The 16,055-nt window shown below is 38.4% G+C and carries 12 protein-coding genes; 1 reads left to right on the plus strand and 11 read right to left on the minus strand.

All coding sequences use genetic code 11. The features are described from left to right. Positions 1 to 364: 364 nt before the first annotated feature. The 8 genes from guaB to MM214_RS06290 all read right to left on the minus strand — a co-directional run bounded on the left by guaB (position 365) and on the right by MM214_RS06290 (position 10,521). Positions 365 to 1,843, minus strand: coding sequence for an IMP dehydrogenase (gene guaB, locus MM214_RS06255; protein ID WP_241293325.1), 1,479 nt, complete (start codon positions 1,841 to 1,843; stop codon positions 365 to 367). A gap of 264 nt (positions 1,844 to 2,107) precedes the next feature. Next, the gene (locus tag MM214_RS06260; RefSeq protein WP_241293328.1) at positions 2,108 to 2,854 is read right to left on the minus strand and encodes a ThuA domain-containing protein; all 747 of its coding nucleotides are present in this window, start codon (positions 2,852 to 2,854) and stop codon (positions 2,108 to 2,110) included. Positions 2,855 to 2,954: 100 nt separating this feature from the next. After that, complete coding sequence (locus MM214_RS06265) at positions 2,955 to 3,731, minus strand: M15 family metallopeptidase (protein WP_241293331.1); 777 nt, start codon at positions 3,729 to 3,731, stop codon at positions 2,955 to 2,957. Beyond that, positions 3,728 to 4,501 carry an SDR family NAD(P)-dependent oxidoreductase gene (locus MM214_RS06270; protein ID WP_241293334.1) on the minus strand — a complete coding sequence of 258 codons (774 nt, stop codon included), beginning with the start codon at positions 4,499 to 4,501 and terminating at the stop codon, positions 3,728 to 3,730. Before MM214_RS06270 ends, MM214_RS06265 begins: the two co-directional genes overlap by 4 nt. 42 nt (positions 4,502 to 4,543) lie before the next feature. Then, on the minus strand, positions 4,544 to 5,785 hold the full coding sequence (locus MM214_RS06275; RefSeq protein ID WP_241293335.1) for a fibronectin type III domain-containing protein: 1,242 nt from the start codon (positions 5,783 to 5,785) through the stop codon (positions 4,544 to 4,546). Position 5,786: 1 nt separating this feature from the next. Next, entirely contained in the window at positions 5,787 to 7,319 is a 1,533-nt protein-coding gene (treF, locus tag MM214_RS06280; protein WP_241293336.1) for an alpha,alpha-trehalase TreF, read from the minus strand. Continuing rightward, entirely contained in the window at positions 7,316 to 8,554 is a 1,239-nt protein-coding gene (locus MM214_RS06285; RefSeq protein ID WP_241293338.1) for an MFS transporter, read from the minus strand. Before MM214_RS06285 ends, treF begins: the two co-directional genes overlap by 4 nt. 431 nt (positions 8,555 to 8,985) lie before the next feature. Continuing rightward, positions 8,986 to 10,521, minus strand: a complete 1,536-nt coding sequence (locus MM214_RS06290) for a SulP family inorganic anion transporter (RefSeq protein WP_241293340.1) — start codon at positions 10,519 to 10,521, stop codon at positions 8,986 to 8,988. Positions 10,522 to 10,742: 221 nt separating this feature from the next. Here MM214_RS06290 and MM214_RS06295 point away from each other — a divergent pair, with 221 nt between their 5' ends. Next, entirely contained in the window at positions 10,743 to 11,363 is a 621-nt protein-coding gene (locus MM214_RS06295) for a SprT-like domain-containing protein (protein WP_241293341.1), read from the plus strand. A gap of 2 nt (positions 11,364 to 11,365) precedes the next feature. Here MM214_RS06295 and scpB read toward each other — a convergent pair whose 3' ends face one another. The 3 genes from scpB to MM214_RS06310 form a co-directional block, all read right to left on the minus strand. Beyond that, positions 11,366 to 11,926, minus strand: coding sequence for an SMC-Scp complex subunit ScpB (gene scpB / locus MM214_RS06300; protein WP_241293343.1), 561 nt, complete (start codon positions 11,924 to 11,926; stop codon positions 11,366 to 11,368). A 2-nt stretch (positions 11,927 to 11,928) separates the two neighbouring features. Next, positions 11,929 to 12,312 (minus strand): TraR/DksA family transcriptional regulator, encoded by a 384-nt coding sequence (locus MM214_RS06305; RefSeq protein ID WP_241293346.1) that lies wholly within the window; start codon positions 12,310 to 12,312, stop codon positions 11,929 to 11,931. Between the two features lie 337 nt (positions 12,313 to 12,649). Further along, complete coding sequence (locus tag MM214_RS06310; protein WP_241293348.1) at positions 12,650 to 15,991, minus strand: lamin tail domain-containing protein; 3,342 nt, start codon at positions 15,989 to 15,991, stop codon at positions 12,650 to 12,652. Positions 15,992 to 16,055 lie beyond the last annotated feature (64 nt).

Genomic DNA, 16,055 nt, shown 5'->3' on the forward strand with positions numbered 1-16,055 from the left:
CAACCTTAAAATACAAAAAAGAAAACCCCGAAAAAAGCTGGGAACAGCCAAATTCGGGGTTTTTGTGTTATGTTTTTGTTAATTATTTTACTGATTATCAGTTAGTTAATAATTAAGCAAGAAGCCCTATCTAACTTCCGATATAAAATGATATTGGATACTTATGGATATTGACCATTAACAACTTGTTGAGCCAATGGGTTGAAGTTGCTGGCAAAAAAGCGTATAATCAGAAATTTGAAAAACAAATCCCCTAGCAATTCATTGTTAGGGGATTTGTTTTTCATTTTCTCTGATACTCCGTGAATATTTTTTTTTGAAGAACTAAAATTCATCACTAGGATTGATCCAAAGACAATAAATTTTACATCTTTGCTGAATAGTTTGGTGCTTCTCGGGTGATACTGATATCGTGTGGATGAGATTCTTTCACTCCGGCAGCAGTGATTTTTACAAATTTGCCATTTTGCTGTAGATCCTCTATGGTTTTGGTACCACAGTAACCCATCCCAGCTTGTAATCCACCTACCAATTGATAAAGTACCTCAGATACCAATCCTTTGTAAGCTACTCTACCTACAATTCCTTCAGGTACTAGCTTTTTGATATTATCTTCGGCATCTTGGAAGTACCTGTCTTTCGAACCTGACTCCATGGCTTCAAGGGAACCCATTCCTCTGTATGATTTAAATTTCCTTCCTTCATAGATGATCATTTCTCCAGGAGCCTCTTCAGTACCTGCAAGAAGTGATCCGATCATGATAGAGCTGCCACCTGCTGCTATTGCCTTTACCAAGTCACCAGAATACCTGATACCTCCATCAGCAATCACTGGGACATTTCTACCCTTGAGAGCTTCTGAGCATTCATAGACAGCTGACAGCTGTGGTACTCCAACACCTGCAATAACTCTCGTGGTACAAATACTTCCTGGGCCAACGCCCACTTTTACCGCATCTGCACCTGCATCAGCTAAGGCTATAGCTGCCTCAGCAGTAGCTATATTCCCTACTATGACTTCCAAGTCTGGGAATGCTTCTTTGATTTTTGCGCAAGTTTCTATTACTCCTTTGGAATGTCCATGAGCAGTATCTATAGAAACCACATCCACTCCAGCCTGCTTCAAGGCATCTACCCTTTCCACGATATCTGCTGTCACTCCAACTGCCGCACCTACTCTCAACCTTCCAAACTCGTCTTTGCATGCATTTGGCTTATCTTTACGCTTCAAGATATCTTTGTAGGTAATCAGCCCTGTGAGCTTATACTCATCATCCACGATTGGAAGTTTTTCTATTTTGAACTCTTGAAGAATTTCTTCAGCTTGCTCCAAAGAAATACCGGCCTTGGCAGTGATTAAGTTATCTTTGGTCATGATCTCTTTGATAGCACGACCATGATCTTTGATAAATCTCAAATCTCTATTGGTAATGATTCCCTTCAATACGCGCTGATCATCCACTACAGGTATGCCACCGATATGATATTCACTCATGATATTTTCAGCATCTCTTACTTTTGCCTCTATATCAAGGGTAATAGGATCGAGGATCATTCCTGATTGCGATCGCTTTACTTTTCTTACTTGGGCTGCTTGCTTATCTATGGACATGTTTTTGTGAATAAAGCCCAATCCACCCTCCAAGGCGATGGCAATTGCAAGCTCTGCTTCTGTAACAGTATCCATAGCTGCTGATACCAAAGGTATGTTCAGTCGGATGTTTTTTGTAAGTTGGGTGGAAGTGTTGGTGTCGCGAGGCAGGACTTCAGAATATCCTGGGACTAGAAGCACATCATCATAAGTGAGTGCTTCGAAGAGAAATTTATCGGAGTTTCGATTCATAGCAAATATTGGTTAGGTCACCCTATTTGCCCGTCAAAGTTACAAACAATTCTCTTTGCTACTATAATAGATTGGAAAATAAATTTTAACACAAAGAAAATATAGAGATGAAAGCTTATCATTATTACAAATCGATGAAGATACCTCCGCTGCTATTTGGAATCTTACAGTATCATCTTGTAATTCTCTCATCGAGAAGGGGCCATCTGATACTGATGACTTCACTTCTTTATAGTGTCTACTCAAATACCCCACATCATCAATTTAATCAACAGGGTATCCCTTTGCAGCCCACCAGATACCTCCTAGTATATGCTTCATGAAATTATCATCAAGAAATGCCCAGTCAGTATGACCGAGGGCAGTATAAAACATCCTGCCACCATCATACTCATTGATCCAAGCGATAGGGTGAAAATCTCCCATTCCATTTCCTGTTTTGTAAGTGTTTTCATCTGCGGTGATCAGTACTTTTACATCTGCATTGAAATTCTTGAATGCATAGATTTCATCCGACCAAACCCATTTCTCTGGTAGGTGATAGGTGGCTGGGTGATTTCGATCGACTACATTCAGCTTCAAAGTCTGCTGATGAGGGTGGTTGCGAAATTGTGCACCGATCAATTTGGTGTACCATTCCCATTCATACTCTGTGTCTGTAGCACTATGAATACCAACTATTCCTTTCCCTGATTGGACAAATTTCTCAATACTCTTTTTTTGATCTGAATTGAATATCGTACCTGTAGTACTCATCAAGATAATCACATCAAATCCAGCCAGATTTTTGTCTGTTATGAAATCTTCATCTTCTGTAGTGAATACATCAAAAACATTGTCTCTAGCCAGCTTCTTGATAGCTACCACTCCATCTGGAATACTTTGGTGTCGAAAACCTTTGGTTTTGCTAAACACCAATGCCTTGAACTGATGCTGACCAAAACTGGTATTTGACAAAAGTAGTAAAGTAATTAAGGTCAAAAGGAAATAGCGGAATTTTGGATTTTTCATATCAGGCTATCGATTCTATATTCTGTTTCTTTTGGGATTATGGATGATATTTTTAACTCAGACAACTAAAGGCTGTAATCATGGATGTACGAAAGACAGCCTATTTGATCAAATCAAACTTTTCAGCAGCGGCTTTGCGTGAGAAAGCATTGAAGTGCCACCATTCAGAGCCAATACCAGTGAAGCCTCCTGCTGCCATTGCCTCCCTTAATATCTTTCTGTTGGCTATATGATCTTTGGTGATTTTGCCTTCTCGGAGCATTTGATCTTCACGATCTGGATATGCTGGATATCCAAAGTAATCATATTCAGTACCTAAATCCAAAGGTAAGCCAGTATTTTTGTCCGCCAATGTCAAGTCCACTGCAACAGCATAATTATGAAGGCCTCCTATTTTTGGATCAGCTACATACAGTGGTTTTATGCTGTCTGGCTTTTGCAAATTATCCCATAGTATTTGTTGAACTGAGAGAGGACGCACGCCATCATAGATCAAAAAAGTAAGTTCTGAATATTTTGACTGTAGATGTGCATGTGCTTTATGAAGCATCTCTGCCACCACAGGTTGCAAATAACATCTTTCCAAATCACCGTAGACATCAATTCCAAAAAAATTATCAGTTGTCGAATATTTTAGATCCACAAAAACACCCTCAATTACCTTAGCGACATCCACCAATCCAGCCTCAATCAAACTTTGCTCCAAATCACCGATTTCTTCGACCTCTGCTAATGGTTGGTTCTCCTCACGGCTATCAAAATCAACATCCTCCAACTCAGAGTCAGAGTCAAACTTTTCGCTAGAAACTTTGTTTGAACAACCCCAATGGATGATCAAGACAATTGTGATGAGTTTTACAAAATTCTTACCTATCATATGTTGTTCTTTTTGACCAAAGTAGCAGAAGCTTGTGCAGTAGGAAGTATCACGATGTCTGCAAGTACTACGTGCTCAGGTCTACTCACAGCAAAAGCTATTGTATCAGCGATGTCTGAAGCCAAAAGAGGTTCATAACCCTGATATACTGCATTGGAACGATGCTCATCCCCTTTGAACCTTACCAAGGAAAATTCTGTGGCAACTAATCCTGGATGAATACCAACTACCCTGATACCGTGCTGATTCAAATCCATTCTCATTCCTTGCGTGATTGCATCGACGGCATGTTTTGATCCACAATATACATTTCCATTTGGATAGACTTCTTTGGCAGCGATAGACCCTATGTTTACAATCATCCCACTGTTCCTTGCCACCATACTTGGAATGACTTCATGAGACACGTAGAGCAGTCCTTTCACGTTGATATCTATCATCGCCTCCCAATCTGACAGGGATCCATTTTGAATTGGGTCTAAACCGTGGGCATTTCCAGCATTATTGACCAATACATCAATTTGATTCCATTCTTCTGGCAAAGAGGAAAGCTGTCTTTTGACTTCATCCTTGTCTTTCACATCAAAACAGAGGCTCTTAAACCTAACGATTTGGGAAAGTTCTTCACCTAAGGATTCTAGTAGTTCAGATCTCCTTCCTGTAGCAATGATATCATAGCCTATATTGGCCAATGCTATTGCTGTTGCTCTACCTATTCCAGAAGTAGCTCCAGTGATAAGAGCAATCTTTCTTTGAGTTCCTACTTGCATTCAATTTGGGTAATTAAATTTCGAATGGATCAATTGGTTCTATTAATTATTCTTATCTACCAACGGGCTTTCAGGATAGCTATCAATGATGTTACCATCAGAATCTACGGATATCAAACTAAATTGCTTTCCTTCAATTGTTAATAAGCTAAAGGCATTTATAGAAGCAGCTTCTTTTAGATACCACGTGGTAGACACATCGTGTATCTCTCTTGGTCCTACTCCCCAAGAACCATCTCCGACATAGACTATACCCGATTGATCCTTTTTCCCATCTCTGATTGGAAATGTTCTCTTATATGCATGGTCATGATTTTCAAAGGCAATTCTAACATCGAATTTTTCAAAAATAGGAATCCAATTTTCTCTCACGAGTGTTTGTGTTTTACCATCAAATTCTCTAACAGAAGGAAACGCAGGCACATGATAAACTGGAATGGTATGCAAAAAGTCTTTTTTGGATTGCAATGTTTCTTCTAACCATGATGTCTGCTCTCCCAATATGGGATTAGAATGGTCTGTGTCCAAAATAATCAAACTCAAATAACCACCAAAATCCAGTGTATTGTAACCTGGCTGACCAGGAAAAGGAAACAAGGCATAGAAATATGGCGAAATATTTCTCCTAAACTCGTCCGTCTGTTCGTATCCATCATGTTTATGAATACTACCTCCTACTACTTCATGATTACCTATAGCGACTAAACATGGTAAGATCCTATTATCCTCAGTCACCAAAGTGTTCTTATAGCTATCAAAAAAATCATAAATCCTGTCAATATTTTCTGCAAGACCATTTTCATAAGCCATATCACCTCCTATGATGATAAAGTCAGGGTCATACGAGGCGACTACAGTATTTGTTTTTTCCAACCACTCCTTTTTGTGCATAGCATCTCCACCTATTGCAATCTTTATTGGCTTTTCATCGATATTTTCCGGCATAGTTCTAAAGTAATATACCTGATTAGACCCAGGGAACTTTATCTCGTATGCTGTATCTGACCTAAGCATTTGAAGACTTACCCTATGTATGCGACGATCAGAAAAGGGATAAGGAAGTACATCACTTTCCATAGATGCCCAATTTGAAGTGCCTTTTCTCCTGATCTCCAAAGAGGCCGAGTTGGAATCGTCACTATGCCAATCTACAACCATCGTGCTCGTCGGATCATCTACCCAAGTTAAGTAAATACCATAAGGTTCGTTTTGAGCATAGCTTTGAAGTGCAATAAAAAGACTTAAGATTAAGGATAAAATGGGGGTAGTTAGTTTGAATTTCATATTATTTCAATTTATTCTGATTTCTCAACCAAGCTTTCATTGCCAAATATACGCCATTAGTCCATCCAAACCCATCTTGTACAGGATATTCTCCACCTCCAGCCTCAGTTTCTAGATCTTCTACATTGTACTTCTCAAGCATTTTTCCTGTTTTCTCAAATACTTCCTCATTCAGTCTAGTCCATCTCTCGGCCAAGGTCTTCGCCAAGTCCAACCTTCCGTAATTTATCATAGCTTCGAACCCAATCCACTGGAGAGGAGCCCATCCATTTGGAGCATCCCACTGCTGACCAGAATGCACCAATGTAGTGACTAGTCCCCCTGGTTTTAAAAAATTTTGCTCAACAAACTTCAATACCCTTTCCCCCTGAGTCTGTGTAGCTGTTTTGTCCCATAGCGGATACAACATGGCTAAAGTTGGTCTATCATTTTTTTCTTTGAACTTGATATGGTAATCTAAAAAAATCCCTCTTTCTTCATCCCAACAATACCGATCTATCCCTTCAATTCTATTTTTCCTGAAATTCTTCATCCTATTGACGACAAACGAATCTTCGCCTATGCGTTCCATAGATTCTATGATGATGCGTTCTGTCTCACCAATGAGCACATTTAAATCTACAGGTATCAATGCGATAGTCTGGATTGTTTTCAATTGATCAGGCTCATAAAGCCATCTTGAGCTGAAATCCCAACCAGACTCACAAGCCGCTCGGATATTTCTGAAGATTTTTTCTGGATACCTCCTGCTTTTTTCAGATACTTCAACATCCTCTATATAAGCCTCTGCTCGCGGCTCATTCTCATCATCCCAATAGCGATTGAGTGCTGTATCATCATCCATTCTTACTACCCTGTTGTAATACTTTCCTGGAAGTGGAATCTCTTCTTCCCCTTCTATCCAGAATAAGTATTCTACCCAAATCTCTGTCAAATACTTTTCATATACTTTGTCATCGGATTTGGCTTCTGCTAGTAGTTCGACCATTTTGGCAAAGAATGGAGGCTGAGACCTAGATATAAAATAAGTCCTATTCCCGTTTGGAATATGACCAAGCGTTCTGATCAAATAAGCAAAATTCTCAACCATGGATTCTATCAAATCTATCCTCCCTGATTCCTTTAATCCAAGCATAGTAAAATAACTGTCCCAGTAGTAAACTTCTCTAAACCTCCCTCCAGGCACCACGTAAGGATTCGGTAATGGAATGAGGCTTGAGCCTTCCACTTCCTCATCTGGCGCTCTAGTAAGTAAATCCCAGCGCTGATGAAGTCTTTCTTCTAGACTTAGCCCTTCCTCATGAGACATATCTGGTTCAACATCTTCTTCTGGTACGATGAAATTTTGACTCAGAAACCCCTTCAGATTCAGTCTCCCTGATTTTACCGCTCGATAAAAATCACTCAAAATATCATCGGGATTCCTTTTGGGGATAGCGTCCACGAATGTCTTAGAGTCAGCGTATAGGCCACTACCTTGAACCAACTCAAATAACCCTGGATATACAAATTCAGGCTGCCTGAAATATTTCATATCATTTGTTTCTTTACTTGTCTATTCAATAATATCAATATCAAACATAAGGCGAATATTGGAATCAATGAAAAATAAAAGGCATTCACTCCTCCATAAGCTTCAAAAATATGTCCTGTTACCATAGATCCTGTAGTCCCTCCTAATGCAGAAAATACTACAATCAGTCCAGACATGGAGCTCTGCAAATATTTGGGTAAGGAGCTCAACACTACAGAATTGATAGTAGGGTAAATGGGTGCTAAAAAAACACCAAGCAAAGGGAATAAGTACACTACAAATGGAGCATCAAACCAGGTGATATTTTGAGAAAATGCTTGCTCACTAGCAGTAAGTGGTAAAGTCAACAATACACAAACCCCTACCAAAACTGTACACAAAAGTGTAAATGTCAGCCAATGCACCTTCTTTAGAATCACTCCTGCCAGTAATCTACCAATAGCTAAAGCACCTGCTAAGACTGCACCTGCTTGTATTCCCATGCTAGCGGGTACTTTGAGTACTTCCTGATAGAATGTGGGAGTCCAAGTCATGAAGCTCTGCTCTATCAATACAAACAGAAAGGCTGAAATAGCAAATACTATCACCAAAGGTTTGATGACCAACTTAAGCATTTCTAGAAAATCATCCTTAGAACTCTTCGAAAAACTCTGGGAGGCTGTCTCATCAATTTCTGCAAGGATAAGTAAAATAGCTGCTGCTATTGCTAGTGCTCCTAAGAACCAGTAGATATTCAACCAGTTCATGGATGTAGGATCTAGATCATTCACAAACAAACTAAAAAAAACATTTCCCAACAATACCCCGACCATAAAGAACCCTTCGATAGTGCTCATTAGACTACTATGTGACTTAGTTGAGTCAGTCACCAAACCTATAGTTGCAAAGACAGATACTTTTATCACTGCAAATGAAACCCCCACTCCTGCAAACAATAGCTTGAAGTACCAAAAATCATCCGCTAATAAAGGGATCATCCAGCACAATGCCGCTACGATGGCTAAAGCGAATAGCATTCCTTTCTTAATTCCTAGCTTTGGGAGAAAAGAAGCAACCAAAAAAGAGAAAATTGCAATTGGAAGATCTTTGAAGCCTTCCAAGATGGATGCTTCTGCCTTGCTCACATCAAATGTCCTCTGAACTTGAAGGATCACTGCTCCCACAGAATTCAATAATACAGCAAACACCATGTAATTGAATACCAAAGAAAGCTTAATCAGTATTTTTGAATTCATCGATAAAAGTTAAAAGATTATTTAAAATCAATTTGGTAAAAAAAATGCGATTTTGAAAATATTGTAATCGATCTTTAGCTGAGATAAAGACAAAATGTCACAATGAACTCTTGTAAACTTTAAGGTTTAGCAAAATAAAAATACTTTGAACCAATCTCATATACGATTTTATGGATATACGGAACTTTGCCAATAACATTACAAAATTACGATCTATCTAACTTCCGATATAAATTTGATATTGGATACTTATGGATATTGACCATTAAGAACCGATTGAGCATTGAATTGAAGTTGCTGGCAAAAAAGCGTATAATCAGTACGATTTAGTCTTTAAACAGACTAAAAGATGAAAAATGAATTTAATAAACTATTTAACTCCTTTTGCACCTATGCTAATCTAATGCTCTATTTTAACTAAAAGTGATATCTCAGCTGTCTGGCATTACTTTGTAAGTGGGGTCCTCGATGATATTCACGACAATCACCTCTTCTGCCTTTTTCAAAAGCTCCCTACAATCTGGACTCAAGTGCACAATTTGAAGCTTTTTCCCTTCCTTTAGATACTTTTCAGTGATTTTATTCAGTGCATCTATAGCAGACATATCTACGACTCTACTTTCCTTAAAGTCAATTATGACCACAGAGGGATCAGAGGAGACATCAAATTTTTCCATGAATGCTGTTGTAGAACCGAAGAATAAGGGGCCATATATTTCATAATGCTTGACACCATTCTCATCTACATACTTTCTAGCTCTGATTCTTTTTGCACTTTCCCATGCAAAGACCAACGCTGAAATCACCACTCCAATTAATACTGCCAAAGCTAAATTATGAAGCAAAATTGTAATGACAGTAACTATAAAAGCTACAAAAACATCGTGCTTAGGCATTTTATTTACGATTCGAAAGCTAGCCCACTCAAAAGTCCCAATAGCAACCATCATCATCACGCCTACTAATGCTGCCATGGGAATTTGTTCAATCACGGGTCCTCCCACGAGGATGATAAGCAAAATAGTCAAGGCTCCAATTATTGCAGATAATCTTGCCCTAGCACCAGCACCTATGTTTACCAGTGTTTGTGCTACCATGGCACATCCACCCATACCACCAAAAAAACCATTGGTGATATTAGCTATGCCTTGTGCTGCGGCTTCTCGGTTTGATTGCCCTTTGGTGTTGGTGATTTCATCTACCATATTCAAGGTCAAAAGGCTTTCGATTAGCCCTACTCCTGCCATAACCATCGCATAAGGGAAAACAATTTTCAAAGTTTCTAAAGTAAAAGGGACTTGAGGGATGTGAAACGAAGGGAATGAACCGCTTACTGATGCAATATTAATTACCTTTTTGGTGTCTAAGTCAAAGAAGTATACAATTCCAAATACCACCATGATAGCAACCAATGAAGAGGGTATAGCTTTAGTGATTTTAGGCATAAAAAAGACAATCGCAATCGTAAGCAAGGTTAACCCTATCATAAGATAAAGTGCTGGACCTTGCATCCAGACCTCTACTCCACTTTCTTTCACTTTGAATTGTGCTATTTGAGCCAAAAATATAATGACAGCAAGCCCATTGAGGAAACCATACATAACTGGCTGAGGAATAAGTCGAATAAATTTACCAAACTTAAATATCCCAACTAAGAACTGTAAAATACCTGCCAAAACGACTGCGGCAAATAAATACTCTACACCATAAGAAGAAGCTAAAGCTATCAAAACCACCACAGTAGCTCCTGCTCCACCAGAAACCATCCCTGGCCTTCCACCCAATATCGCTGTCACCAAGCCCATCAAAAATGCTGCATATAAACCAGTCAACGGAGATAGACCCGCAAGTATCGCAAACGACAAGCTCTCTGGAATCATGGTCATCGCAACAGTGAGACCCGCTAGAATTTCGTTCTTATAATTGATTTTTACCCTAAAATCAAAAAGATTTATTACTTTTTGCATACACGTTTTTTTGGATAAGAGTCTAGAAATTCACAAGAAATTGATTTGGAAAGCAAATATTAAAAACTCGCAGCCTCAAAACCCACCCAATATATTTTCATTTTGAAATGATGGCAAAGGTATTTGCTTTTTTTATAAGACCAATCAAAAGCAGGCTTGAGATTTTGATAAAAATGAACCCACAAAAGTAAAATGTAGAAAACCTAACTATATTTCGGATTATGAATCACGATCCAAGATTTCAACAAGCATTTGAGAAACACCTCCCTATAAAAGCAGTTCCTTACTGTTTGTCTCTCTGGAAAGAAACTCCTTTTAGCTTTCATATCACAAAGGAAAGAATGACAAAACTGGGGGATTTCAGGTATCGAAGCAATCAGAAAATTCAGACCATCACCATCAACTACAACCTAAACCCTTATCAATTTCTCATCACCTATATTCACGAAGTTGCTCATTTGAGGACATTTGCCAAGTATGGTCTCAACATCAAACCTCATGGTACTGAATGGAAAAGGAGTTTTCAAGAATTGATGAGTCCATTGCTCACACATGAAGTGTTTCCTACTGAAATCTTGATACCTCTGCGTCGCCACATGATCAATCCAAAGGCGAGCTCTTCAGCTGATCTATGGCTCATGATGGAAGTCAAGAAATTTGATAAAAAATCAACTTCCAAAAATAAATTTTACCTTAATCAAATCAAGTCTGGCAATAAATTTGAATTAAGAGGAAGGGTTTTTGAAAAACTAGAACTTCGAAGAACTAGGGTATTGTGCTTGGAAGTGTCGTCAGGCAAGAAGTTTTTGATTTCAAGTCATGCAGAAGTCAAATTACTATAATCCTACTCTTTTTCTTCACCAATTTGGTTTTCTTCACTAGAAAAATCTTTAGGCTGAGGTAGGTCTTTTAGTGAGTTTATTCCAAAGTACTCCATGAATTTATCACTTGTACCGTATAGCAATGGACGTCCAATACTGTCCGATTTACCTTTGATGCTCACGAGTTCCTTTTCCAGCAATTTCTGTATAGAATAATCACAGCTAACACCTCTGATTTGCTCTACCTCAGTTTTGGTCACGGGCTGTTTATAAGCTATGATAGACAATGTTTCTAACTGCGCCGTCGAAAGTCTTTTTTGAGATTGTTGCTTTAGCAGAATAGCTATGCTAGCTTGATAAGCAGGTTTGGTGAGAAATTGATATCCCCCTGCAATATGTTCTAGGTTGAAAGAATAATCATCAGAGGTATATTTTGACTGCAACTCAGCAATTGCAGTCAAAATATGCTCTAATGGAACCTCAGATTCAAACATCTCCGAGAGGCATTTTTGAATTTCCTCTGCTGATATAGGCTCCGGTGCACAAAACACCAGTGCTTCGATATGTCTGTGTAAAAAGTCCAATTTTACTTTTTAGCTAATTTCGCTTCTATAGAGTGCATTGTATGAGGTACTGCTTTCAATCTCTCTTTGGAAATCAACTTACCAGTATCCACACATACTCCATATGTGCCATTTTTAATGCGGACTAATGCATTTTCCAAATTGATAATGAACTTCTGTTGCCTTCCGGCTAATTGATTTAAACTCTCCCTTTCTAGTGTATCTGCACCATCTTCTAGTAGCTTTGAAGTAGAAGCTGTATTATCAGTACCACTATCATTGCTTTTGCTCAGTGTCTGCTTCAGAGAGTTAAGCTCTTCTTTGGCCACGCTGAGCTTTTGTAGGATAATTTCTTCAAACTCCTTCAATTCATCCGGAGAGTAAGCTGTCTTTTCTTCTTGGCTCATAGCATTTGAGTTTGTTAGTGGTTTATACTTTGTTTTCCCACCTCGGGTTTTAAAAGCCCCTAAAATACAGCTAGCATTTGTAAATCCAAAAATAAAAAACCGCCTTAGCGGCGGTTTTTAGTTTAATGATAAATTCTCCACTCTCTTTTGAAGTACTTTTTCATCCATCATCAAATGATACTTAATCCTTAAGTACCTCTGTATCACCTTTATTGTCTTTCCTTTTTCTAGAAAATAGGTTCTTAAGGTTTGTGATATTATGTCGTGATTCATTTTGGGTTAGGTTTAGATCGGTTATACGTTTCAAATTAGCTAAATTAATTTAGAATAAAAATTTTCACCTGATTTTAGATCCAACTACCACGGTTTTTTTTGTTTGATTAACTTTTCCTGAAAGATCATAGATCTCAATCCAGATCACATAATGTCCTGGTCTTACTTTTGTACCTGAAGTATCTGTACCATCCCAAGTATAAAATCCTTCCATACCCCAAATCTCATTTTGACAAATTTCTCTAACAAGATTCCCCGCAGTGCTAAAAATTCTTACCGTGGCCAGCATACCTGGAGACGCTACTTTGTAGCTAATTGTAGTAAATGGCTGCTCTCCAACTGCATCAGGCACAAAGACTTTAGGGTAAACTTCTATGCCAAATTGTTGAATGTTTTCAAAAGTATTGGAGTTACGTATACCTGGACTTGCATGGCCAATTGAGGCAGAGGCTGATTGCCAATTATCACTTTGATCGATTGGCATATCCACACTAAGCCGCTCCAGCGAAACACCACGCGGTTCTCTAAGCAATCTGTGATGCATCCTTTCGGAATAAGAAAAAATTTCCGGAAAATCTTCCAGTGGATCAAGCCATACTACATTTCCTTGTGATTGAGGATAGCTAGGTAAAGAATTCAAATTCACAAAGACCTTGTGATCCCCTTTCGGGTATTCTTGAAATAGTCTTTCTGCATCTGTTGTGAATACCATAAAGCTATAAGGTGGAATTATTAAGTGCTGAGTAGAGACCACTCTTCTGTTTGCAATTATTCCATCTGTATTCAGGTTAGCGAGCTTCCAGTCTTGAAGATCAATATATTTATTTGACTTGTTGTAAATCTCAACAAATTTCGGAGCACCTGTTCTTGCATTGAAAAGCACTTCATTGATCGAAACATCACCAGCTTCGGCTTTTGAAGGAATCACAAAGCGGAATTGACGATCATCAGCGTGAAGTTCATTACCTACACAATCTCTGAGACCAGCCAATTTACCCTTATAAGAAACCCCTTCCTTAAGGTTTTCGGAGAATGTTAAGATCAAGGATTTCTGATCAATAGCTATTTCCATTGTCAATAAGGTCAGTGGAGGTTCTAAATCGAGCACTATGCCTTGAAGAGCAGAACTTATAATTTTCGTAAAGTAAATCAATATCCGATTTGAATCAAGTACTATGACATTGTCTATTTTTGGTTTTGACCTATCTGGCGTTTCATCAAAAACAGCATTGACTTTTCCTGGCGTACCTCTTGAAGGACTCGTAGAAGGTGAGATGTTGGTAGATAGATTACAGTCTATCCAAGGATTGATGATCTCTAAGCTATACCCTCCAGAAGCAAAAGCACTACCTCTATAGCTTGCTGTTGTGTAGTTCAAACTATCTATGATTACTCCATTTGTATCCCACAGTTTTATTTGATCTCCACTATTGATTAGCGTAGGCCAATTTGTCAAGCCTACAACCTTGCCAAACACTCTAAATTGCGCGGCCTGTGTCCTAGGACACAGAATGATATATTCTCCTGGAAGTAGAATCTCACTGGAGATAGAAGCACTTCTTCTAGAGTTTGTAAGCTGAAACCCTCCTAGATCTATGGCAGCTTCACTTCTATTGAACAATTCCACATACTCGACATTGGGAAGTGTATTACCAGCTCTCGGAGCTGCCATTACTTCATTGATAACCACGGATTTGAACCCAAGTCCTTGAGGTCTTTCAAAAACAAAATCAATTATCAACTCACCGGAAAAATTACCAGCGAGATCTACAGCCTGAAAAACATGCAAGCTATAATTGTTCCCAATTGAAAACTCAAATGGCCATGTCAATACAAACGAGTAGCCATTTTCTTGATTTCTGATATGAATAGGTTGTATTCCCTCAATACTAAAATTATTCACATTTGATGTGAATACCGCATCAATTTGTTCTGAAAACAAAATTAAAACTTCATTTGAGCTGACAGCTAATATCTGATCTATGGTAGGGGGAGTAGCATCCCACTCGAAGTCTCTTTTGCTTCCATGATATTGAAGCCCACGGCTATTTATTCGTGGCGGAATGGTCAGTACATAGTTAATGTTTTCTTCAAAAGCTTTGCTTGGAATAAGAACCAAATTCTGATCATTGGATTCCTCTATCGAAAATATGAAGTCACTATCTTCAAGGCTGAAATCTTTTTGATCAAAAGAATCTAAATCCAAAGAATATTCATGGCTAAGAATCAATCTATCTTCGGCAATAGCGAAAATTTCCCGTATTCCATCGATATAGAAAATCATTTGTTCGTCAGGCATTCCTAACAAAAGGTTCTCATTTTTGATTTCTCTCGCAGTCACCAAAACTTGCTCATTTAATGACAGAGTATTTGAGATGCCCAACTTTACAGAAAAGCCATTTTCTTGGATTTCTAAAAAAGATGGTGTTAATCCATTGATTCGATATTGAGAAGAAATGCTTGCAGATACTGGATCATAAAATTGGGAAAAACTCAACATTAATTCATTAGGCGAAAGAATCAAAATTTCTCCTAGCCGGATTGTTGAATTATCAATGGTAGTAGAAAGAAGCTCAGTCACATTTCCAAATGTATCAGAAATCCTATCAAATTGAATTTCTAATAACTTCTCAGGTAGCGATGACTCAAAAGAAAGGATAATTATATCATTTTTTGGAAAGCTGACACTTTGCAAATTTGGATGGTTCACTTGAATTTGATTCTGACCAAAACTTGCAACATCCCTATCAAATTGCAATAAAATCTCAAAAGGATTCAGCAAGTACGCCCGCCGAACTTGTATAGGATCAACTTGCTCACTGCCGTCAAATACTCCAAAATCATCCATAAAGAATCGTGCTGAAGACCCTGTGCCAGCCCCATACTTAATATCGAATTTGACAGTGACGCTAATATCCTCAGCAAACTCTTCTGGTACAAATACTTCATAAAGCTTAAAATCTGTGTCAAAATTCGGGAAAGATTCCACATTACCTACAGCGACTGGAATAGAATAAGAAATCTCATCCCTGCTAAAAGATACGAAGACTGTAGTAAACCTGCTACCACTACCATTTTGCTTGGATTTTCCAAAAAAAGCGATTTTGGGCTCAATGTAGTTCTCGGGGCTTATTTTCACAAAAATCTCCCCATCAAATGACGCAATAGGCTGAGCTGCTAGGGCTCTAGATCCATTACGACCTTCGCCATTGGCCTGAAAAATTCTCGAAGCTGTACTCCTCAAATCATTTGCAGACCAAAAAGGCAAAAACTCTTCAGGATGATTTACTATTCTAAAATTGCTTTCAAAATCCTGAACTTGGGCAAAAATCTCTTTAGACAAAATCATATTGAGACCTAGTATGGCAAAAGCAAAGAAACTCCATACACCTTGGAATGACCTCATAAAACAAATTAATCAAATCCCAATAAATAAACGGTAAACGAAACGGCTAAGTAAGTTTTATTTC

The sequence above is a fragment of the Belliella kenyensis genome (assembly GCF_022549675.1).
GTDB classification, from domain to species: domain Bacteria; phylum Bacteroidota; class Bacteroidia; order Cytophagales; family Cyclobacteriaceae; genus Belliella; species Belliella kenyensis.

Excerpts from the sequence above, each read along its gene's own strand:
- guaB (WP_241293325.1), bottom strand. The coding sequence starts at position 1,843 with ATGAATCGAAACTCCGATAAATTTCTCTTCGAAGCACTCACTTATGAT.
- MM214_RS06260 (WP_241293328.1), bottom strand. The coding sequence starts at position 2,854 with ATGAAAAATCCAAAATTCCGCTATTTCCTTTTGACCTTAATTACTTTA.
- MM214_RS06265 (WP_241293331.1), bottom strand. The coding sequence starts at position 3,731 with ATGATAGGTAAGAATTTTGTAAAACTCATCACAATTGTCTTGATCATC.
- MM214_RS06270 (WP_241293334.1), bottom strand. The coding sequence starts at position 4,501 with ATGCAAGTAGGAACTCAAAGAAAGATTGCTCTTATCACTGGAGCTACT.
- MM214_RS06275 (WP_241293335.1), bottom strand. The coding sequence starts at position 5,785 with ATGAAATTCAAACTAACTACCCCCATTTTATCCTTAATCTTAAGTCTT.
- treF (WP_241293336.1), bottom strand. The coding sequence starts at position 7,319 with ATGAAATATTTCAGGCAGCCTGAATTTGTATATCCAGGGTTATTTGAG.
- MM214_RS06285 (WP_241293338.1), bottom strand. The coding sequence starts at position 8,554 with ATGAATTCAAAAATACTGATTAAGCTTTCTTTGGTATTCAATTACATG.
- MM214_RS06290 (WP_241293340.1), bottom strand. The coding sequence starts at position 10,521 with ATGCAAAAAGTAATAAATCTTTTTGATTTTAGGGTAAAAATCAATTAT.
- MM214_RS06295 (WP_241293341.1), top strand. The coding sequence starts at position 10,743 with ATGAATCACGATCCAAGATTTCAACAAGCATTTGAGAAACACCTCCCT.
- MM214_RS06305 (WP_241293346.1), bottom strand. The coding sequence starts at position 12,312 with ATGAGCCAAGAAGAAAAGACAGCTTACTCTCCGGATGAATTGAAGGAG.
- MM214_RS06310 (WP_241293348.1), bottom strand. The coding sequence starts at position 15,991 with ATGAGGTCATTCCAAGGTGTATGGAGTTTCTTTGCTTTTGCCATACTA.